Origin of the sequence: Romboutsia sp. 1001713B170131_170501_G6, from assembly GCF_015668195.1 — a bacterium.
In the GTDB taxonomy this organism is placed as follows: Bacteria; Bacillota; Clostridia; order Peptostreptococcales; family Peptostreptococcaceae; genus Romboutsia_C.
Genome location: NZ_JADPFC010000002.1, coordinates 435,366 through 457,174 on the forward strand (window position 1 = coordinate 435,366; position 21,809 = coordinate 457,174).

At 28.8% G+C, this 21,809-nt stretch carries 19 protein-coding genes and 2 other annotated features (1 of these 21 only partly in view); of the genes, 1 reads left to right on the plus strand and 18 read right to left on the minus strand.

Features of this window, described 5'->3' with window-relative positions:
* Positions 1–4: 4 nt before the first annotated feature.
* Positions 5–886, minus strand: coding sequence for a YicC/YloC family endoribonuclease (locus I4U89_RS07880; protein WP_195939835.1), 882 nt, complete (start codon positions 884–886; stop codon positions 5–7).
* A gap of 1 nt (position 887) precedes the next feature.
* On the minus strand, positions 888–1,715 hold the full coding sequence (dapF, locus tag I4U89_RS07885; RefSeq protein WP_195939836.1) for a diaminopimelate epimerase: 828 nt from the start codon (positions 1,713–1,715) through the stop codon (positions 888–890).
* Between the two features lie 203 nt (positions 1,716–1,918).
* On the opposite strand from dapF, the gene I4U89_RS07890 reads away from it, so the two are divergent.
* The gene (locus I4U89_RS07890) at positions 1,919–3,691 is read left to right on the plus strand and encodes an Rqc2 family fibronectin-binding protein (protein ID WP_195939837.1); all 1,773 of its coding nucleotides are present in this window, start codon (positions 1,919–1,921) and stop codon (positions 3,689–3,691) included.
* Between the two features lie 79 nt (positions 3,692–3,770).
* Here the strand turns inward: I4U89_RS07890 and I4U89_RS07895 are convergent, their stop codons facing one another.
* The 16 genes from I4U89_RS07895 to ileS all read right to left on the minus strand — a co-directional run bounded on the left by I4U89_RS07895 (position 3,771) and on the right by ileS (position 21,482).
* Positions 3,771–4,790 (minus strand): BMP family lipoprotein, encoded by a 1,020-nt coding sequence (locus I4U89_RS07895; RefSeq protein WP_195939838.1) that lies wholly within the window; start codon positions 4,788–4,790, stop codon positions 3,771–3,773.
* A gap of 274 nt (positions 4,791–5,064) precedes the next feature.
* Positions 5,065–6,309, minus strand: coding sequence for a uracil-xanthine permease family protein (locus tag I4U89_RS07900; RefSeq protein WP_195939839.1), 1,245 nt, complete (start codon positions 6,307–6,309; stop codon positions 5,065–5,067).
* Between the two features lie 107 nt (positions 6,310–6,416).
* The gene (pyrR, locus tag I4U89_RS07905) at positions 6,417–6,950 is read right to left on the minus strand and encodes a bifunctional pyr operon transcriptional regulator/uracil phosphoribosyltransferase PyrR (RefSeq protein WP_195939840.1); all 534 of its coding nucleotides are present in this window, start codon (positions 6,948–6,950) and stop codon (positions 6,417–6,419) included.
* Between the two features lie 228 nt (positions 6,951–7,178).
* Positions 7,179–8,090, minus strand: coding sequence for an RluA family pseudouridine synthase (locus I4U89_RS07910; protein WP_195939841.1), 912 nt, complete (start codon positions 8,088–8,090; stop codon positions 7,179–7,181).
* On the minus strand, positions 8,090–8,545 hold the full coding sequence (lspA, locus tag I4U89_RS07915; RefSeq protein WP_195939842.1) for a signal peptidase II: 456 nt from the start codon (positions 8,543–8,545) through the stop codon (positions 8,090–8,092). Before lspA ends, I4U89_RS07910 begins: the two co-directional genes overlap by 1 nt.
* Before the next feature lie 65 nt (positions 8,546–8,610).
* Positions 8,611–9,381: a polysaccharide deacetylase family protein gene (locus I4U89_RS07920; protein ID WP_195939843.1), complete on the minus strand. Its 771-nt coding sequence runs from the start codon at positions 9,379–9,381 to the stop codon at positions 8,611–8,613.
* Positions 9,382–9,387: 6 nt separating this feature from the next.
* Positions 9,388–9,888 carry a TraR/DksA family transcriptional regulator gene (locus I4U89_RS07925; protein WP_195939844.1) on the minus strand — a complete coding sequence of 167 codons (501 nt, stop codon included), beginning with the start codon at positions 9,886–9,888 and terminating at the stop codon, positions 9,388–9,390.
* A gap of 3 nt (positions 9,889–9,891) precedes the next feature.
* A complete protein-coding gene (locus tag I4U89_RS07930) occupies positions 9,892–10,275 on the minus strand; it encodes a DUF5665 domain-containing protein (RefSeq protein ID WP_195939845.1) in 384 nt (127 codons plus the stop codon).
* A 122-nt stretch (positions 10,276–10,397) separates the two neighbouring features.
* Positions 10,398–11,408 (minus strand): tryptophan--tRNA ligase, encoded by a 1,011-nt coding sequence (gene trpS, locus I4U89_RS07935; protein ID WP_195939846.1) that lies wholly within the window; start codon positions 11,406–11,408, stop codon positions 10,398–10,400.
* 15 nt (positions 11,409–11,423) lie between these two features.
* Positions 11,424–12,122 (minus strand): 5'-methylthioadenosine/adenosylhomocysteine nucleosidase, encoded by a 699-nt coding sequence (locus I4U89_RS07940; RefSeq protein WP_195939847.1) that lies wholly within the window; start codon positions 12,120–12,122, stop codon positions 11,424–11,426.
* 59 nt (positions 12,123–12,181) lie between these two features.
* Positions 12,182–12,406 (minus strand) — a binding site (T-box leader).
* Between the two features lie 95 nt (positions 12,407–12,501).
* A complete protein-coding gene (locus I4U89_RS07945) occupies positions 12,502–13,353 on the minus strand; it encodes an ABC transporter ATP-binding protein (protein WP_207744147.1) in 852 nt (283 codons plus the stop codon).
* A gap of 2 nt (positions 13,354–13,355) precedes the next feature.
* Entirely contained in the window at positions 13,356–14,438 is a 1,083-nt protein-coding gene (locus I4U89_RS07950) for a FecCD family ABC transporter permease (protein ID WP_195939848.1), read from the minus strand.
* Entirely contained in the window at positions 14,438–15,466 is a 1,029-nt protein-coding gene (locus I4U89_RS07955; protein ID WP_195939849.1) for an ABC transporter substrate-binding protein, read from the minus strand. The genes I4U89_RS07950 and I4U89_RS07955 overlap by 1 nt, the downstream gene beginning before the upstream one ends.
* Positions 15,467–15,636: 170 nt before the next feature.
* On the minus strand, positions 15,637–15,906 hold the full coding sequence (locus I4U89_RS07960) for a hypothetical protein (protein WP_195939850.1): 270 nt from the start codon (positions 15,904–15,906) through the stop codon (positions 15,637–15,639).
* Between the two features lie 382 nt (positions 15,907–16,288).
* Positions 16,289–17,977 carry an AbgT family transporter gene (locus I4U89_RS07965; RefSeq protein ID WP_195939851.1) on the minus strand — a complete coding sequence of 563 codons (1,689 nt, stop codon included), beginning with the start codon at positions 17,975–17,977 and terminating at the stop codon, positions 16,289–16,291.
* A gap of 397 nt (positions 17,978–18,374) precedes the next feature.
* Positions 18,375–21,482, minus strand: a complete 3,108-nt coding sequence (ileS, locus tag I4U89_RS07970; protein WP_195939852.1) for an isoleucine--tRNA ligase — start codon at positions 21,480–21,482, stop codon at positions 18,375–18,377.
* Positions 21,483–21,586: 104 nt separating this feature from the next.
* Positions 21,587–21,809, minus strand: a binding site (T-box leader) (it continues 11 nt past the right edge of the window).

Sequence of the window (21,809 nt, forward strand, 5' to 3'; positions counted from 1 at the left end):
TTATTTATTCTATATTTTGTATTTGCTCTCTTATTTTTTCTAATTCAGATTTAATTTCTACTACTAAATTAGTTATACTTAAGTCTGATGATTTTGATCCTATTGTATTTGTTTCTCTATTCATTTCTTGGATTAAGAAATCTATCTTTCTTCCTATTGATTCGTCTTTTACTATAGTCTTTTTTAATTGTTCTATATGACTTTTAAATCTTACTATTTCTTCTGTTATACTACTTTTATCTGCATATATTGCAACTTCTTGTGCTAATCTATTTTCATCTATTATGCTAGGATTTTCTAGTATCTCAGATATTCTAGTATTTAATTTTTCTTTATAATCAATAACAACATTATATGAATACTTTTCAATTTCTTCAATATAATTTTTAAGAAGGTCACATCTCATTATAACATCTTCTGCTAATTTTTTACCTTCTTCTATTCTCATTTCTTTTAAATTACTTAAAGCTTCTTCTAAAGATTTTTTAAGCATTTCCCATAAAAACTCTTCATCTTCTTCTTTTTCTTCAGCTTTTATTATATCAGGAAATTTAGCTATATTCATAACGCTTATATCATCTATTAAATCAAACTTATTTTTTATTTGATTTAATATTCCTACATATTGACTAGCTAATACTTCATCGAATTTTAAGTTTACATCTTCACTACCTAATACGTCAAGCTTTATATATAAATCAACTCTACCTCTTTTTACATAATTTTTTATTAAGTTTCTTGCCTTTTCTTCTAAAAATGATATCTTTCTTGGTAATCTTATATTTATATCTGCATATTTATGGTTTATAGTCTTACATTCTATTAAAAAATAATAGTTATCATCTTTATATTCTCCTCTACCAAAGCCAGTCATACTTATTGCCATATTATACCTCCAAAATACCTTCACATATTTTAACTGCAGGTCCTGTCATATATATACAGTCCTCATTTATATCTATTTTTACACATCCACCTTGTGATGTTACATATACATTTTTATCTAATTTTCTTAAAAAATTTCCTATGACTGCAGATGCTGTCATTCCTGTACCACATCCTAAAGTATAACCACATCCTCTTTCCCAAGTAGCTACTTTTATATTATTATTATCTTCAATTTTTACAAAGTTTACATTAGTGCCTTTTAAAAACATTTTATTTTTTTCTATTTCATTTCCATATTTATGTACATCATTTAGATCTATATCATCTACAAAAACAACAGTGTGAGGAACTCCCATTAACATAGAACTTACTATAAATTCTTTATCTTTTACTTTTACCTTTTGTTCTAAGAAAGTTTCCATAGTATGAATCATAGATATATTTTTACACAAGAAGCTTCCACTTCCCATATTAACCTTTACTAAGCTTGTTATATTATCCTCTTTGTTTATATTTACTTCTTTTATCCCATCAAGGGTTTCTATTTTTAAATTTTCTTTTACTACTATCTCATTATCATAAACATATTTAGCAAAACATCTAAGCCCATTTCCACACATAGATGCTATTGATCCATCAGAATTATAATATAACATCTTAACATCTGCTATATTGGATTCCTTAACAATTAAAAGCCCATCAGCACCTACTGAAAACTTTCTATTACATACTTTTTTAGCTATTTTTTCACATTCATCATATTGATTAAACCTTTGGTCTATAACTATAAAATCATTCCCTATACCATGTAATTTCCAAAATTTCATACTATCCCCCTCTAATTTAATCCCTAACTTAATATTATACAATATATTAATAAGAAAGGGAAATTATATAGATATAAAATTTGTTTTTATCCTCTTATAATTAATTATATACTTTCTTTAATTAATTTTGATAAATATTCACAATATACTTATATTATGTAATAATTATTATATATTGTTCATCTAAGAAAGGAGCGATTATTATGGCTTTAGATGGTTTAGTTATACATTCTATAGTAAACGAGTTACAATCAAAGATTTTAGGAGGTAAAATAGATAAAGTATACCAACCTGAAAACGATGAAGTTATTTTACATATAAGAAATAATAAGGAGAACTTTAAGTTAGTATTAAGTGCTAGTGCCTCAAATCCAAGGGTATATTTAGCTAAAGATTATAAAAAAGAAAATCCTATAAATGCCCCTATGTTTTGTATGCTTTTTAGAAAACATATACAAGGAGGTAATATAGTAAATATATCTCAGGTAGGTTTTGAAAGAATAATAAGAATAAGTGTAGAGTCTCTTGATGAGTTGAAGGAAAAAACTACAAAGGATATATATATAGAAATAATGGGTAGACACAGTAATATAATACTTACTCATTCAAGTGATAATAAAATAATAGACTCAGCAAAGAGAATACCTCCTAGCATAAGTAGAGTTAGACAAATACTTCCAGGTATGACTTACAACCTACCTCCCGCTCAGGACAAATTAAATCCTTTAGATGATATATCTGAAGATGAATTTATAAAAGAATTAAAATCTTTTAATGGCAACCTATACAAGTCTATTTACTCTAGATTTTTAGGAATAAGCCCTGTTATTTCCAAGGAAATTTGTCATAGAGCAAACATAAATGAAAATTTAAGTACATCTGAGTATTCTTTTGATGACTTAACATCTTTATATAAGGAATTTAAAAGTTTATTTAAAGATATGAAAAATAATATCTACTCTCCATGTGTTGTAGTAGATGAAAATATCGATAAAATTATAGATTTTAGTTGCGTAGATTTAACGATATTTAATGATTTATCTTTTATTAAAAATGATAGTATGTCTTATATAATCGAATATTACTATAAAACTAAAGATATAAAAGACAGAATTCATCAAAGGTCTTCTGATTTAAGAAAAAGTATTTCTATAAAGTTAGATAGACTTTACAATAAACTAAAAAAACAAAATGAAGAATTAATAGCATCTGAAAATGCTGATATATACAAGATTTATGGAGAGCTTATAACTTCATATATCTATATGATAGAAAAAGGTATGGAAAGTATTGAGGTTCAAAACTTCTACGACCCAGAATATAAAACTATAAAAATAAAACTTAATAAAAATCTAACGCCTTCTGAGAATGCTCAGAAATACTTTAAAAAATATACTAAGATGAAAACTGCTAAAATAGAAATAACTCATCAAATAGATATAACTAAAGATGAAATAGAGTATTTAGAAAATATAATGCTTAGTATAGAAAACTGTGAAAATCTTGCAGAGCTACTTGATATAAGAGAAGAGCTAGGTAGAGTTGGTTATCTAAAATCATCTAGTAAAAATAAAAAAGAAACTAAGCTTACAACTAAGCCTCATGAATTTTTAAGTAGTGATGGATTTAAAATATTAGTAGGTAAAAATAATAAACAAAATGACCACCTTACTTTAAAAATTGCAAGTAATGATGATATCTGGATGCATACTAAAAATATACCTGGTTCTCATGTTATTATAAAATCTGATTCTAAAGATATACCTGAAACAACTTTATACGAAGGTGCTATGCTTGCTGCATACTTTAGTAAATCAAAATTGTCTGCACAAGTTCCTGTTGATTATACAAAAAAGAAAAATGTCAAAAAACCTAATGGAGCAAAACCTGGTATGGTAATATATGAAACTAATAACACAATGTATGTAACTCCTACAGATGAGCTTGTTGCAAAGCTTAGAATAAAAGAAAATTAAAATAAGTTTTAAATCTTTGCGCCTAAACTTTTTATTAAAAATATTAAAAGCCTTATGAATTTACATAAGGCTTTTTTATTTATTTCATCATATCATTATATTCTTTTTCTGTTCTTGGAACGCTTATTTCTCCATCTATAACTTTTTTAGCTTGTTTATTTACATAATCTATTATTTCTTGAGGTACAAGCTTATTAGTGTTTTCTGGTATACCTACTGCACCTTCTTTTAATCCATAAACTTGAGCTTCTCCACCTTTGTAGTTTCCTTCAACTAATGATTTAGCTAAATCATAAGATGCTACGTTTAATTTCTTTAGTGCAGATGTTATTACATTATCTGGAGCTAAATAACTTTGGTCTCTATCAACACCTATAGCATATTTATTATTTTCTCTAGCTGCTTCTATAGCACCTGTTCCTGTATCCCCTGCTGCTGATAAAATTGTATCTACATTTGAAGCATACATTTGCTTAGCTATTGATTTACCCTTTGCTTGATCACTAAATGAGTTTGCATATTGCTGTGCTACTTTTACCTCTTTGTTAGTAGTTTCTACTCCATACTTGTATCCATATTGATATTTACTTATAGCTGGAGTTGGCATTCCTCCTATAAATCCTACATTATTAGTCTTAGTCATCTTAGCAGCTATTATTCCTGTTAAGTATGCTGCTTCTTCTTCTTTAAATATTACAGGCACAACATTTTCTAGAATTTTATCATATGTTTCATCCATTAATGCAAATTTTTGTTCTGGGTAACTTTCTGCTGATTCTTTTATCGCATCTTTTAATTGGTATCCAACACCTATTATTAAATCAGTGTCTTGGTCTACCAATGTTTCTATATTTTGTATATAATCAGATTCTTGTGGTGATTCTAAGTATTTTATATCTATGTTAAAATCTTCTTTAGCTTTTTGTAATCCTTCCCATGTAGCCTGATTAAATGATTGATCAGTTATACTTCCTTCTCCTAACACTATCCCTACTGAAAGATTCGAATTTGTCTTTTCGTTTTTTGATGAACATCCAGTTAGCAATGTTGCTGACAATACTACTGATGATGTTATTGATATTAACTTTTTAAACTTCATAAACTCCTCCTAAAAATTATTGAACTTTAATCTTAAATTTTAGTTTTTCGTTCGACAATAGGTTTTTATTTTACAATACAGATTATAATTTGTCTATACTTTTGCTTTTATTTTCTATTTTTTATAGTTTTTTCATATACATACAATCATTATTTGTATATCATTCATTTTTTAGTACTTATTATTAAGTATAAAAAAGTTTAAATTCTTATAAAAAAATAAAAGCTATAAAGTTTGGATAATTTCAAACTTTATAGCTTTTTACTTATATATATTATACTATTGTAGCTTGTGGAGATACATTTTTAGTATCCTCTTTTACTTTAAATTCACTATTATTTAATATTCTATTTAATATAACTCCAACTATAGCTGATAAACTAAGACCCGTTATAGATACAGTTTCAGTAATAGGTATACCTATTACTATACCTTTATTTCCTAAATAAGTAGTTCCAAGTCCTATTATCATTATTGTTGCTATTATTATTATATTATTTTTATTTTTAGTACACTCTCCATCTTTTATAGTTTTAAATCCTACAAAAGTTATCATAGAGAATAATAATATACTTATTCCACCCATTACTGCTTGAGGTATACTTTGTAAGAATCCCCCAAACTTACCTATACAAGAAAGTATTATAGCAAATACTGCTGTTCTTCTTAATAAAGAAGGATCGTAGTTTTTAGTTATAGCTAAAACTGCTGTATTTTCTCCATACGTAGTATTTGCAGGACCCCCTAAGAATCCAGCTACCATAGTTGCTAAACCATCTCCTAGTAAAGTTTTATTTAATCCTGGGTTTTCTATGAAGTTCTTACCAACTACTGCTCCATTTGTAGTCATATCTCCTATATGTTCCATAAATACGGCTAAAACTACTGGTGCTATTATTACTATAGCTTCTAAGCTAAACTTTGGTAATGTAAACTTTGGTATCTCAACTAAACTTGCTTGTGTTATTGTAGATACATCTACTAATCCCATTACTAAACATATTACATATCCTGAAATAACCGCTATTAATATTCCTAATTGCTTTATAAATCCTTTTGCAAACTTATTTATACAAAATGCTATTCCTAAAGTTATTATTGCTATTAATAAGTTTGATGAAGCCATATTAAATGCTGTTGGTAATAAGTTAAGACCTATTACACCTATCATAGCTCCTGTTACTTGTGGTGGGAAATATTTCTTTATTTTATCTATTCCTACCATTTTAACTACAAAAGACATTATTACATATATAAGTCCCGCTACCATTATACCACCTTGAGCATAAGCTAAATCTCCGCCATAAGCTTCTTTAGCTGCTAATATTACTGGTATAAACGCAAAGCTTGAACCTAAAAATACTGGTACTTTTCCACCTGTACAAGCATGGAATATTAAAGTTCCTACACCTGCACAAAATATTGCTACTGCAGGATTAAATCCTGTCAATATAGGAACTAACACTGTTGCTCCAAACATTGCTAATAGATGTTGTAATGACATTACTGTTTTTTTCATAAAAAAACCTCCCATAAATTTTTTAGGGAGAAATATTTCTCCCTTTTTCAGTCTCTCTGTACTGAATTAAAAGGCACTATTTTATTTTCTGATTATAGTGTATCTTATTATTCATTTATTGTTACTGAATCTTCTTTATCTATTTCTACTAGTTTAACACATATTATTTCTTTATTTGATGTTGGTACATTTTTTCCTACATAATCTGCTCTTATAGGTAATTCTCTATGTCCTCTATCAACTAATACTGCAAGCTGTATAGATTTTGGTCTACCAATATCCATTATTGCATCTAGTGCACCTCTTACAGTTCTTCCTGTATATAATACATCATCAACTAGTATAACTTTCTTATCATTTATATCAAAGTCTATATTAGAACCATTTATTACAGGGTCTATATCTACTTCTTTTAAATCATCTCTATATAAAGTTATATCCACTTCTCCTGTGTTAACCTTACTTCCTTCTATCTGTTCAATTCTTTTAGATATCCTATTAGCTATAGGTAACCCTCTAGTTTTTATACCTACTAAAACTATATCTTCAATACCTTTGTTTCTTTCTATTATTTCATGACTTATTCTTGTTATAGCTCTACCAATTGCTTTTTCATCCATTAATTGGGCCTTTTCTATCATCGGTGACCTCCTATTATATAAAATTTTTGTTTAAAAAAGCTTCTTATCACAAGACAAGAAGCTTATATATTCTAATTAAGTATCAGTAAAATTAATAAATTTAATCAACTAATACAATTTGATATATTATATATTTATATAGCTTTTGCCTTATGATATCTCTGTATCACTTAAAGGTATTTCTTTTATTTTTTATATTATATATCTATATCATATATTTTTCAAGACCTATTTAAGTTTATTGATTATATTCTTAAAATATTTAGGTAATTCTGAATCAAATTCTATATACTCTTTAGTAGTTGGGTGTATAAAACCAATCTTTTTAGCATGTAATGTTTGACCTTCCACTTTAAATTTATTATTTTTAGGCCCATATACAGGATCTCCTAAAAGAGGATGGTTTATAGATAAAGCATGAACTCTTATTTGATGAGTTCTTCCTGTTTCAAGTCTTGCTTTCATATGTGTAAAGTTTTCATATCTAGCAACAACTTCAAAATGAGTAACAGCTCTCTTTCCATCTTTAACCACTGCCATTTTAAGTCTATCTTTAGGATTTCTTCCTATTGGCTTATCTACAGTTATTTTATCTTCTTTTACTACACCATGACATATAAATTCATATTCTCTAGTTATAGAATGGTCTTTTAATTGCTCTGCTAAAGAATTATGAGCATTATTATTTTTAGCTATCATTAAAAGTCCTGATGTATCTTTATCTATTCTATGAACTATGCCAGGTCTTATTACTCCATTTATAGATGATAAATTATCCTTACAATGATATAATATTGCATTAACTAAAGTTCCTTCATAGTTCCCTGGTGCTGGATGAACTACCATATTTTGAGGTTTGTTAACTATCATTACATCACTATCTTCATAAACTATATCAATAGGTATATCTTGTGGTAATACCTCTAGTAACTTTGGTGCTGGTATTTCTATAATTATTTTATCATCTTCTTTGACTAAATACTTAGCTTTTTCAGTCTTACCATTTACGCTAACTTTTTTGTCTTTTATTATCTTTTGTATATAACTTCTTGACATATCTCCCAATTGAGAAGATAAATATACATCTAATCTATCTCCCTCTTCTTCATCAAGAACTAAAAATTCTTTTATTTCGTCCATTACTTCACCTGCTTTTCTTCCTCAAAAAATAAAATATATATGCATAGCATTATAGTTCCTACTACTACAAATACATCTGCAATATTAAATACGTATTCCCATATAAATCTAAAATCAAAATAGTCAACTACAAATCCAAGTCTTACTCTATCTATTAAGTTACCTAAGGCTCCAGATATTATAAGTATTATACTTGATTTTCCTAATAAATTTAAATTCTTATTAGTATTTAAGTAGTATAACCCAAATATAGATGCCGCTAATGCAACTATTATAAATATGATTTGATTATTTTGCAACATTCCAAAAGCTGCTCCTCTATTTTCTACATAAGTTAGATGAAACACATTTTCTATTATTGGTATACTACCTATTCCTTTTAGGTGCCCTAATACCCATAATTTAGAAAGTTGATCTATTCCTATCAATACAGCTATCATTAATATGTACGCCAATATTTTTTCCTCCCAAAATTTTATATATATTATATTATACAAAAAAAGGCTCCCTTATTGGAAGCCTATTGTTGTTTTTGCGTTTCACGATCTTTATCTAGACTATCTTTGAGTTCATGTATAGTAACAAACTCAAATCCTTTTTCTTTTAGTTTAGGAATAAACATATCTAATGCCTGTATAGTTTGTGAAGTTTTACTTCTCACTTTATTATAATCATGTAAAAGTATTATATTTCCATTTTCAACCTTTGATGTAATTGTATTAACTATATAATCAACTCCTGGGTTAGACCAGTCTCTAGGGTCTATATTTGACCATAGTATTATATCCATATCATTGTTTTTTATTATATCACACATATTTTTAGATACGGCTCTATATGGAGGTCTAAATGATGTTGGATACTCACCTATAGTTTCTTTTATTATATTTTGAGTATCTATAATCTCTTTATTTATTTCATCATAAGATTTTTTAGATACATTTATGTGAGTAAATGTATGGTTAGCAATTTCATGTCCTTCTTTAAATGCTCTTTTTACTATGTCACCATTATATCCTACCTTTTCTCCTACTACAAAGAAAGTCCCTTTTACATTATATTTTTTAAGTATATCTAGTATTTGTGGAGTAAAATCTTCATCTGGTCCATCGTCAAAGGTTAATGCTACTACTTTTTTATCATCTCTTCCTTTTTTTATTATTATATCTTCATATTCTTTAAAATTGTCGCTAGTTAAATTATTAGCTTCTATTGTATTTACATTTTCTAATTTAAACACTCCAAATACAAAAATTGCAGATATACAAATAACATATAGTATTTTTTTCATCATATATTAGTCTTTATCAGACTCTTCCTTTGGCATTTTGTTCATTTCATATAATTTTAATAATACTTCATCATAAAATATAGGACCTTCATTTATTAAATTTTGACCTTCTTCTCTGCTAGTTAGATGCATATCTGGTTGGTGTTTTGCACATTTACTACATAAATTTGTTTCTGGAAGTATATCTAATCTATCAGCTTCAATATTATTTTTGCATATATCACATATACCATAAGTTCCATTCTCTATTTTATTTAAAGCATTTTCTACATTAAATAATCTACCTTTTTCATGAATCGTTAAACTATTTTGCATATCTTGCATATATACTTCTGTCCCTATATCCGCTAAATGATTATCATAACTAGATAATTCTCCAGATGTATACTTTTCACTAGTGTGCTCACTTGTATCTCCAAATACTGTATTATCTTGCATTTCATTTATTAAACTTGATAACTTTTCTTTTTCTTTTAGTAGTTCTTCTTTGTACTTTTGAGTATTCATATATTACCTCCTTCTATATTCATCTACTATATCCATTAATCTTGCTATATACTCTCCTATTACAGGTAAATCCACCGATTTACTTAATAGGTAAAAAACAAATGCAGCAAGTATTGATAGACCTATGGCTTGACCAAATCCTTTTCCTAAACCTGCTATAAAATTTATTGTGAACAATCTTCTCTTGCTATCTGTTAGCATCATATATTCTCTTATTCTACTTCTTTCTATTATAAGAGTTAATCTTTCTAGGTATCTTCTTATAGTTCCTAGATCTTCTGTAGTTTTTTCACATATATTAAGTTCATTCATAGCTTTATCAAGGTCTCTCATATTTATAGGATTTTGTTTATCAAGGTCATTATTTTCTTTGTACTTAATGTGCATCACATCCTTTATGAATGACTTTCATATAGACTTATTATGTGATTTTTTCGATTAAAAATACGAAAAGGATTATGCATAAATTTATATATTTAAATTCACACATAATCCTTTAATTTGAATTATTATCTAGGTAAGAATTTTCTTTCTATTAATCCTACTTTTTTGTATACTTTTCTTAATGTTTTTCTAGCATGTCTTTCAGCTTTATCAGCACCCATTGCATAAACATTTTCTAAATAATCTTTATTATTTAATAAATCAAGATATTTTTCTCTTATAGGTCTTAAAGATTCAACTATAACTTCAGCTACATCACCTTTAAAATCACCATAACCTTTGCCTTCATACATACTTACTAGTTCTTCTATTGATTTATTGTCTAATTTTGAATATATCTCAAGTAGATTTTTTATTCCTGGTTGCTCATCAGTATATTTTATAACCCCTACTGAATCTGTAACACTTCTTTTTATCTTTCTTCTTATTGTATCTGCATCATCTGCTAATAGTATAAATGCATTTTCATTCTCATCTGACTTACTCATTTTTTTAGTTGGTTCTTGTAAACTCATTACTCTACCAACTTCTTTTGGTATATATGGCTCAGGCACTTTAAATGTTGGTGAATATCTATTGTTAAATCTAGTTGCTAAGTCTCTAGCTAATTCTAAGTGTTGCTTTTGATCTTCTCCAACTGGAACTAAATCTGTTTGATATAAAAGTATATCTGCTGCCATTAATACTGGATAAGTAAATAATCCTGCATTTAAGTTAGCTTCACTTTTTTGTGACTTATCTTTAAATTGAGTCATTCTACTTAACTCTCCCATATAAGTCATTGTGTTTAATATCCACATAAGTTCAGTATGTGCACTTACATGAGATTGTATGAATATTGTGTTTTTATCTGGATCTAATCCACAAGCTAAGTACTGTGCAAGTAATTCCATAGTATTAGCTCTTAAATTTTTAGCCTCTTGTGGAACTGTTATAGCATGTAAATCAACTACACTATAAAAACAATCATACTCATCTTGAAGTTTTGTCCAGTTTTGTATAGCTCCTAGATAATTTCCTAAAGTCATTTTCCCAGATGGCTGAGCACCACTAAATATTATTTTCTTTTCGCTCATTAATAACACCTCTTATTATATTGATCTTAACATATTAAGTACTATATCTTTAGAGTTATGAGCTGCATCCTTAACAAATTCATCATATACAACATCTGCACTTCCATCAGCTCTATCAGACATTGCTCTTATTATTACAAATGGAACTTTGTTTAACTCACAAACATGAGCTATAGCTGCCCCTTCCATTTCTCCACAGAATGCTTCAAACTCTTTTACTAATTCTTCTTTTAATTCTTTAGAACTTATGAATTTATCTCCTGTTACTACTCTTCCCTTAACTACTTTATGAGTTTTAGTTTCTTCTTTTGATGATTCAAATGCTGCATTTACAAGTCTTTCATCTGCAACAAATGTTGAGTTTTTCATTCTTGGTATTACACCTTTTTTATCTCCAAATACTGTTGTATCAAAATCGTATTGTATAGCATCAGTTGATATAACTATATCATATACATCTAAATCTGCATTTAATGCTCCCGCAACGCCTGTATTTACTATTGCATCTACGCCAAATTCGCTTATTAGTATTTGTGCACATAAAGCAGCATTTACTTTACCTATTCCACATCTTACTACTACTACATCTTTATTTTCTAAATTTCCTTTATAAAATACTAAGCTAGCTTTTTCAACCTTTTCTTTTACATCCATTAATTCTACTAATATATCTACTTCTTCATCCATTGCACCTATTATGCCTATTCTGTTCATTACATTTCCTCCTAAGTTATTTTTTCTATAAATTTTCAATAAAAAAATCCGTCCTAAATAAATAGGACGGATATATTTTCCGCGGTACCACCTAAATTATATACACCTAGTGTATATCACTTATACCTGCTATAACGTGCAGTCACGATTTTGGCTAATCCACTATTGTGTTTCACCTTACTCCTCAAAGGTCCATTCGTCAAATACTTTATGCTAAGTTCTCAGCACCCTTAACTCTCTGTTATAAAGATATCTTGATTACTAATCCTTATCACTGGATTTAAATATTTATATATAAACTATGATATTCATAAAAACTTAATTTGTCAACTATATAATATAGTGATATTATTGTATTTAATATATACACTTAATTTTATTAGTATACATGTTCATGGTAATGAGTATGCTTACCTGTAAAGCCATCTTCGTGAACATGGTCATGACCTACTCCGTTTACATGGTCATGACTATGCATAAATGATACTTGTAGTTTATTGTTTATAGGATTTATACCTACATATGCATTAACACCAAATACTTCTTTTAACATTTTTGATGTTATAACTTCTTCTACTTTCCCAAATTTTATTATCTGTCCGTCTTTCATGACAATTAAATAATCACAATACATAGATGCTATGTTCATATCATGTATTGCAGATAATGTAGTTATATTAAGACTTTTTACCAAGTCCATAAGTTGTATTTGATATCCTATATCTAAATGATTTGTAGGTTCATCTAATATTAAAAAATCAGTATTTTGAACTAATGCTCTAGCAATTAAGGTCCTTTGCTTTTCTCCACCTGATAAATTAGAAAAACTTCTTTCACTATAGTTATCTAACCCAACCTTTTTTAACATATCTTCAACCATTTTTAAATCTTCTTTTGAATAATCTTCAAATATAGACTTATATGGATAACGACCCATTTTCACTATTTGCTCAACTGTAAAATCAAACTGTGAGCTACTTTCTTGAGCAAGAACTGCAATCTCTTTTGCACACTCTTTATCTTTCATGGTAGATAAATCTTTATTATCTAATAATATATTCCCACCTGATGGTTTATAAAGCCTATATATATTTTTAAGCAATGTAGATTTTCCAGAACCATTTGGACCTATTACTCCTACAAAGGAACCTTTAGGAACATCAAAAGATACATCTTTTAATATTTCTTTTTTATCTATACTAAACTTTAAATTTTTAACCTGTACCTTCATGATTATTCTTTTCCTCCAAATGAATAGTTTTTCTTAGATATTAAATACAAGAAGAACGGTCCTCCGACTAACGAAGTTATTATACCTATTGGTATTTCTATTGGTGGGAAAAGACCCCTTGCGGCAATATCTGATGCTATTAAAAATATTGAGCCTACTAATGCAGAAAGTACTATTAACTTTTTATGATCACTACCAGCTATTGTTCTACATACATGAGGAACAACAAGTCCTATAAATCCAATGGCTCCAGTTATCGCAACCAATGTAGATGTTAAAAATGTTGCTAATATAAGTATTATTGATTTTATAAGTTTTACATTTATACCAAGTATTATAGCACTATCATCTCCAAGAAGTAATATATCTAAAGACTTAGACATTAAAAAAGCTACTATCATTACTATTAATAATGCCACAAATGGAATTAATAAAACATCCCATTTAGCTCCTCCTAAACTTCCAACAGTCCAGAAAAGTGCATTTTTAGCTTGATTTGAGTTATCTGCTGAATATATAAGTAAATTAGTAAGTGCTGAAAATATTGTAGATATTGCCATACCAGTAAGGACTAACCTTGTTGTTGATGTTGTTTTTCCCATCTGTGTGCCTATTGCAAATACTAACACTCCTGAAATAATAGAACCTACAAATGCACCTGATGTTATACTATTTATTCCAAGAGATGAAACTCCTCCTAAAACAATAACAGCAACGGCTCCACATGATGCACCAGATGATATTCCTAATATATACGGTTCTGCTATAGGGTTTTTGGTTACACATTGCATTAATACTCCACATATTGCAAGACCAGCTCCACATATTGCTCCTAATAAAACTCTTGGAAATCTAATTTCCCATATTATATTATGGGTCATGACTTCTCCAACACCACTAAATAACATTCCATTTGACAACTTGTTTAATAAAATTTTATACACTTCTCCAGGTTCTATATATGTACTTCCTATAGCTATTGCTCCAACTATTGTACCTGCTAATAATACTATTAAAGCTATAGTCCAAAACAAGAAACCTTTCTTTTTAGAAAGGTTTCTTGAGTTTTCTATACTAGCTTGCATTATTTAGATTCCTCAAAGAAGTATCCATACATTTCTTCTATAAGCTTAGGATTTCTAACACCTGGAGATAAATCAGCTAATCCTACTACATATATTTTATTATTCTTTATTGCAGGTACGTCTTTAAGTGCTGGGTGACTCTTTAAGAAATCTATTTTTTCCTTAGCTGGTTGACCAGCTAAAAAGTCAGTTACTAATATAACTTCTGGATTTTTAGCTACTATGCTTTCCCAAGAAACATTTATGTATGGTTTATCTGCATCTTTTCCAAATACATTGTTTCCGCCAGCTAATTCTATTAAGTTGTTTGCAAGACCACTTCCTACTACCATAGCATCCTTTTCACCAGAATCATATACCATCATTTTTACTCTATCTTCTTCTTTTATTTCCCCAACTTTATCAGTTACAGCTTTTATGTCACTTTTTATTTTATTTACTACTTCAGTTGCTTTATTTTCTACTCCAAATATTTTTCCTAATAATTCAAAGTCTTCGTATACAGTTTCCACTGTTGCATCTGGATTATATGATTTTGCCATAAATGGAGTTATATCTTTTTCTATTAACTCCTCTGGTGCTCCTGTTGTTTGTTCATTTATAGATGAGTCCCATCCACTAACAAAGTCTGCACCTGTTGCTATAAATCCTTCTTTTGATATAGAATGTCCTTCTCCAACTTTAAGTTCTGGTATTTTATTATAAGCTTTTTCAAACTCTGGAAGTATTGGGTTATCTAAAAGAGCTGTTCCTACCATTTTATCTCCTAAATCAAGGGCTAATAACATTTCTGTCATAAATTGAGATAATGTAACTGCCTTTTGTCTTGGTTTTTCTACTTTAACATTATAATCCTTTGCTCCATCTGAATACGTAAATTCTACTGGTGTAAAATTACTTTCTGCTACTTGTGTTTCTGGTTTTTGACTAGTTTCTTTTTTGTCTGATGAACATCCTACTATACTTAAGCTTATTCCTGCCACCATTAATACTGCTAAAAACCTTCTTAAACTTTTACTTTTTATCATTTTTATTTTCCCCCTAAGTATGTTTTTATATAAACACTATTATTTAATTTACCATAAATTTACTAATTACATTACAAAAAGCCATGAGTTTTTACAAAGATATATCAAATAAATCTTTGTAATTTAAACCTTCATGGCTTTATTTTTATCAATTATTTAATTTTTACTATCTATTCATGGCTATGCCCATGTTCACCACTGTGGTCATGCCCATGCTCATGTGTATGATTATGGTCATGTGTATGAACTCCTGTAAAACCATCTTCATGATTGTGGTCATGTCCTAATCCATTTATATGTTCATGTTCATGTCCATGTTCGTGTGTATGTAAATGTATATGGTCATGATTATGACTTCCACAACAATTTTCTTCCCCATTTCCACAACATCCATTTATATGTGGATCATGATGTAATCTCATATTTTTTGTCCCTAACATATTGTATCCCCCTAATAGAATAGGTACTTCGGTACCCCTTTTCATTTATCTTACAATTTAATTATATATTCTTTTTTTTTTAACGTAAATATAATATTTTTTTTCAGAAAATTTAGTTTTATACAGCTTTTTATTATTATTTAGTTTTTTTTATCTATTTTTACATTGTTTTTTGTTTCACCTTAAATTTAAATATTTATTTAAATTTAACCTTGAAATATTTTTAAATCCAGTTTTTTAATCTATATATTTAGTATTTTATAACTTTACATGATTAAGTAACCTAATAATTTTGAGTGAATATAAAAAAGAGGTAAATTTAAGCATAAACTTAACTTTACCTCTTTCTATAAAATATTATATGTAGTTAATTTTAAACCCCTTATATAAAGAACGCCGTTTTAGGTCCTATAGGTAATCCTGTTAAAGCCCATACTATAGCAAATAAAGTCCATCCTATTAAGAATGCCATAGCTATTGGCATCATTGTACTTATTAAGTTACCTACTCCGAAATCTTTCTTATATTTTTGTCCAAATACTACTATAACCCCTAAGTAGCTCATTAATGGAGATATTACATTTGTTGAAGAGTCACCTATACGGTATATTAATTGAACACCTGCTGGTGTAAACCCTGCAACCATTAACATTGGAACAAATATTGGAGCAAGAAGTCCCCACTTAGATGAAGCTCCTCCCATGAATAAGTTAACAAATGCAGTTAAGAATATAAATGCAACCATTAATACTATACTCATGAACATACTTCCTTCTGGTATTTGTTGTACTAATTTAGCTCCTAATGATGCAACTAAAACTCCTAGGTGAGAATCGTTAAAGTAGTTTATAAATTGAGCAACAAAGAATAATATAACTATTATTGGAGCCATATCTGCCATTGCTCTAACCATTGCTGGTACTATATCTGCACTTTTTTTGAACTTACCTGATTTAAATCCGTATACTAATCCACTTACAGCGAATATAACGAACATTATCATTATAACCATATCACCTTTAAAGAATATAGAGTTTAAGAATCCATCTGGCGCAACTAAAGCCGGGTTACCTTGTGCATCTTTCCCCCATAACTCTACTGTAGTTGATAAATCACCTACTAAAGGTATAGTATTATTTTTATCTATTGGTAAAGCTGTTAATATTATTAAAGCAAATAATATTAACATTATTTTATTTGTAAATTTATAAGCATTTTTTTCTGCTGGAGTTATTTCATGTTCTGGTTCAACTTCAGCTTCTGCTCTATTATATTTACCTAATCTAGGCTCAATATACTTATCTACAACTATAGTTCCTATTAATATTATTAAGAATGTAGATGCCATCATGAAGAACCAGTTACTTGTAACTGATAAAGTTGATGCTAATTGAGTACCTGCCATAGCATCACCAGTCTCAGCTGCTGCTTGAGTAAATGGTAATAGTAATGCATCTGTTGAACTAACAAATAAGTTTGCACTGAATCCTCCAGAAACCCCTGCAAATCCTGCTGCAAGACCTGCTATAGGATTTCTTCCTAATGTGTAATACATTAATGCAGCAAGTGGTATTAATACAACATACCCTGCATCCGATGCCATATTAGACATAACCCCTAAGAATATTACAACTGGAGTAACTAATTTCATAGGTGTAGCTTGAACTATACTTTTCATTGCCATTGTTAAGTATCCACTTTGTTCCATAAGTCCTATTGCTAACATTATTATAAGTATAGTACCTATTGCATACATGTTCATGAAGTTAGCTATCGCAGTTCCTATAACATAAGAAAGACCATTTGAATATCTTTCTGCTACTTCTGTTCCTGTTGCCCCTACTTTTAACACCTCTATTGGTTTTTGCCCTAATAAATTGTTTATTGGGAAATCACCTAAAGGAGTTTTAGCTACCACCCCTAAACTTCCTAGTATTGCTGATAAAACTAAAACAAATGCTGCTATGTATATAAACATTAGCACTGGGTGTGGTAATTTGTTACCAAGCTTCTCTATTTTGTCCATGAAGCCTTGTTTTTGTTTCTTTTGTGATTTTACACTTACATCCATACTTTTCCTCCCCTATTTATATTCCATAATTACTTAACTTATTCTAACACATCACGACAACGATTTCATAATTTTTCTGAAACTTCTAATTTATTAATCTATTCTCTTATTTTTATTTTATTTTAAAATTTTTTTAATGATTTATACTTTAACTTTTAAAGCAACTTTTAATGTTTTTTTCTAACTTAATTTCATTTTTTATGTTTTTTTGTATATTTTTTTAATTTTTTTTAACTAATACTCATCTTTATACTTACATTATTAAATATTTTTAATATAATTTCGTATTTTAAATTTAATAGTATTTTTAATCTAACTAATTTAAAAAAACTTTTAATTAAGTTTTACAAAAAAGTACCTCAATATGAAATATTTCATATTGAGGTACTTTTTAAAATTATTTCTTTATAACTTTTATTCCAGTCATATGATCATTTAAGTTATGACTTTCTAAAGTTTCATCTTCTACTCTATTTATTTCTACAGCTAATGTTTCTGATTTTATATATTCATCATAATTTTCTACAGCTTTAGCTATTTCATCATCTGAATTAAATTCTATAACTATGTTATCTAAAACATCAAAGTTATTAGATTTTCTTATTTGTTGTATCTTAGATATAAATTCTCTTGCATATCCTTCTTCTATTAACTGTGTTGTTAATGTTGTATCTAATATAACAAATAAGTTGTTTTCCATAGTTACATTAAATCCTTCTTTAGCTGATATGTTTATTAAAACATGGTCTTTGTTAAACTCAAAGCTTTCTCCGTTTATATCAACAGCAAAACTTTCACCATTTTCTAATTTAGGAACAACTTCATTTGGATTTAATTTATTTAATGCACCAGCAAAGAACTTCATGTTAGCACCAAGTATTGGTCCTAAAACTTTAAAGTTTGGTTTTAAGCTAAAGTTCATGTATTCTGATAAATCTTTTGCAAATACAACTTCCTTAACGTTAAGTTCTTCTTTTATTAAGTCTACAACGTCACTTATAGTAGATTCAAACTTACCATCTACTAATACTTTTTGTATTGGTTGACGTACCTTTATTCTTGTAGCTTCTCTCGATGCTCTACCTAATGTAACTAGGTTTTTAACTAAGTCCATCTTCTCTTCTAATTCATTGTTTATTAAATCTAAATTAGCTTTTGGATACGTACTTAAATGTACTGAAACTTCATTAGTTAAGTTTCTGTATATTTCTTCTGATATATATGGAGTAAATGGAGCTATAAGCTTACAAAGCTCTGTTAATATTTCATAAGTTGTGTTGTAAACTGATTTTTTATCTTCAGTTAATTCAGTCGCCCAGAATCTTCTTCTTGAACGTCTTATATACCAGTTAGATAAATCTTCATTTATAAATTCTTGAATAGTTCTAACTGTTTTGTTTAATTCAAATATCTCTAAGTTTTCTTCTACTTCTTTCTTTAAGTTGTTAAACTTAGATAATATCCATCTATCTAATTCTGGTCTATCTTTGTATTCTACAAAGAAGTCAGTTGGATTTATATTATCAGTATTTGCATATAATGCAAAGAAGTTATATACATTTTTCATAGTTCCTAAGAACTTACTTTGAACTTCTTTTAATCCATCAACATCAAATCTTGTTGGAGTCCATGGTGGAGATACGTATAATAAGTACCATCTTAAGGCATCTGCTCCATATTGGTCAAATAACTCAAATGGATTTACTGTATTTCCTCTAGACTTACTCATCTTCTTACCTTCTTTATCTAAAACAAGGTCATTAACTAAAACTCTCTTATATGGAGCTTTACCCATAACAAATGTTGATATAGCAAGTAATGAATAGAACCATCCTCTAGTTTGGTCTATACCTTCACAGATGAAATCTGCTGGGAATAACTCTTCAAAGTTTTCCTTGTTTTCAAATGGGTAATGATGTTGAGCAAATGGCATTGAACCACTGTCAAACCAACAGTCTATAACATCTGTTACTCTTGTCATAGGCTTACCACAGCACTCACATTTTAGATGTATATTATCAACATATGGTCTGTGAAGTTCTACTGTTTTAGGATCTACTTCTTCTATAGCTTTTTGAGCTAATTCTTCTCTTGAACCTACAGAATCTCTATGTCCGCATTCACACTTCCATATATTAAGTGGAGTACCCCAATATCTACTTCTTGATATAGCCCAGTCATTTAAGTTTTCTAACCAGTTTCCAAATCTACCTTCACCAACGAAGTTTGGATACCATTCAACTGTCTTATTGTTAGCTATTAATTGGTCTTTTAATTTTGTCATTTCTATATACCAGCTTGGCTTAGCGTAGTATAAAAGTGGAGTTTGACATCTCCAGCAGTGAGGATAATTATGAGCTACTTTTTCTTTGCTAAATAATTTATTTTCACCGTGTAACCATTTTATTATTTCAACATCTACTCCATCTTCCATAACGAATTTTCCTTCCCATGGAGTAGTTGTAAATTTACCTGCTTCAGATACTGGTTGAAGTACTGGTAAATCATACTTTCTACCTAAGTTGTAGTCATCTTCACCAAATGCTGGTGCAGTATGTACTATACCTGTACCATCTTCAGTTGTAACGTAGTCTCCGCAAGTTAAGAAGAATGCTTTTTTATCAGCTTCAACAAAAGGCATTAATTGTTCATACTCTATGTATTCTAAATCTTTACCTTTCATTTCTTCTAATACTTCGTAGTCTTCACCTAAAACCTTGTTAGCTAAAGCCTTAGCAACATAGTAAACTTCATCATTTTGCTTAACTTTTATATAGTCTATTTCAGGACCTACTGTTAATGCAACGTTTGATGGTAATGTCCAAGGTGTAGTTGTCCATGCTAAGAAATATTCCTCAGCATCTTTTCTTTTAAACTTAGCTATTACTGTATTATTTTTTATTTCTTTATATCCTTGTGCAACCTCATGAGATGCAAGACCAGTTCCACATCTTGGACAGTATGGAAGTATCTTATGACCTTCGTATACATATCCTTCTTTGTTGAACTTGTTTAATATCCACCATACAGATTCTATATAGTTGTTATCTAAAGTTATATATGGATTATCTAAGTCTATTTCGTATGCCATTCTCTCAGTCATATCTCTCCACTGTTTTTCATAAGTGAAAACAGACTCTCTACACTTTTGATTAAATTTATCTATTCCGTAAGCTTCTATTTCTTGCTTATCAGATAAACCTAATTCCTTTTCTACTTGTATTTCAACAGGTAGACCATGTGTATCCCAACCAGCTTTTCTTTTTACTTGCTTTCCATTCATAGTTTGGTATCTACAAACAGAGTCTTTTAATGTTCTAGCTATAACATGGTGTATTCCTGGATTTCCATTTGCTGTTGGAGGACCTTCATAGAATACGAAACTTGGATCATTTTTCCCTTTTTCTAAAGTTTTCTCAAGTATGTTTATATCATTCCAATACTTAGAAACTTCTGCTTCTGCTTGCTTTACAGAAGAGTCAACTAATGACTTAAACTTTGACATAGTATCACCCTTTCATATTAATTGTTATCTAAATTTTGTTAGAATATTTAAACCTAACTAATTTACATTTTAATTTTTTGTATTAAAAAACTCGTCCCCCTAAAACAAGGGACGAGTATTAATCGCGTTACCACCCTAATTCTATACATATATAAAATATACTTTACTTATGTATAGCACTTAAATAGTATAACGGCACTTTACCGGCACAGCTTAATCAAATACTTTTTCAGCCTGCAGCTTCGGAGTGATTTTCCACTTTATAAATTTATTGGTTCTCAGCAACCCAACTCTCTGTAAAATTATCTAAAGCTTACTGTCTCCATC

Excerpts from the sequence above, each read along its gene's own strand:
- I4U89_RS07920 (WP_195939843.1), bottom strand. The coding sequence starts at position 9,381 with ATGAAAAAAATACTATATGTTATTTGTATATCTGCAATTTTTGTATTT.
- pyrR (WP_195939840.1), bottom strand. The coding sequence starts at position 6,950 with ATGATAGAAAAGGCCCAATTAATGGATGAAAAAGCAATTGGTAGAGCT.
- I4U89_RS07955 (WP_195939849.1), bottom strand. The coding sequence starts at position 15,466 with ATGATAAAAAGTAAAAGTTTAAGAAGGTTTTTAGCAGTATTAATGGTG.
- I4U89_RS07945 (WP_207744147.1), bottom strand. The coding sequence starts at position 13,353 with ATGAAGGTACAGGTTAAAAATTTAAAGTTTAGTATAGATAAAAAAGAA.
- I4U89_RS07960 (WP_195939850.1), bottom strand. The coding sequence starts at position 15,906 with ATGTTAGGGACAAAAAATATGAGATTACATCATGATCCACATATAAAT.
- I4U89_RS07965 (WP_195939851.1), bottom strand. The coding sequence starts at position 17,977 with ATGGATGTAAGTGTAAAATCACAAAAGAAACAAAAACAAGGCTTCATG.
- I4U89_RS07925 (WP_195939844.1), bottom strand. The coding sequence starts at position 9,888 with ATGAATACTCAAAAGTACAAAGAAGAACTACTAAAAGAAAAAGAAAAG.
- I4U89_RS07940 (WP_195939847.1), bottom strand. The coding sequence starts at position 12,122 with ATGAACAGAATAGGCATAATAGGTGCAATGGATGAAGAAGTAGATATA.
- I4U89_RS07950 (WP_195939848.1), bottom strand. The coding sequence starts at position 14,438 with ATGCAAGCTAGTATAGAAAACTCAAGAAACCTTTCTAAAAAGAAAGGT.
- I4U89_RS07900 (WP_195939839.1), bottom strand. The coding sequence starts at position 6,309 with ATGAAAAAAACAGTAATGTCATTACAACATCTATTAGCAATGTTTGGA.
- I4U89_RS07890 (WP_195939837.1), top strand. The coding sequence starts at position 1,919 with ATGGCTTTAGATGGTTTAGTTATACATTCTATAGTAAACGAGTTACAA.
- I4U89_RS07930 (WP_195939845.1), bottom strand. The coding sequence starts at position 10,275 with ATGCACATTAAGTACAAAGAAAATAATGACCTTGATAAACAAAATCCT.
- I4U89_RS07895 (WP_195939838.1), bottom strand. The coding sequence starts at position 4,790 with ATGAAGTTTAAAAAGTTAATATCAATAACATCATCAGTAGTATTGTCA.
- dapF (WP_195939836.1), bottom strand. The coding sequence starts at position 1,715 with ATGAAATTTTGGAAATTACATGGTATAGGGAATGATTTTATAGTTATA.
- I4U89_RS07910 (WP_195939841.1), bottom strand. The coding sequence starts at position 8,090 with ATGGACGAAATAAAAGAATTTTTAGTTCTTGATGAAGAAGAGGGAGAT.
- trpS (WP_195939846.1), bottom strand. The coding sequence starts at position 11,408 with ATGAGCGAAAAGAAAATAATATTTAGTGGTGCTCAGCCATCTGGGAAA.
- ileS (WP_195939852.1), bottom strand. The coding sequence starts at position 21,482 with ATGTCAAAGTTTAAGTCATTAGTTGACTCTTCTGTAAAGCAAGCAGAA.
- I4U89_RS07880 (WP_195939835.1), bottom strand. The coding sequence starts at position 886 with ATGGCAATAAGTATGACTGGCTTTGGTAGAGGAGAATATAAAGATGAT.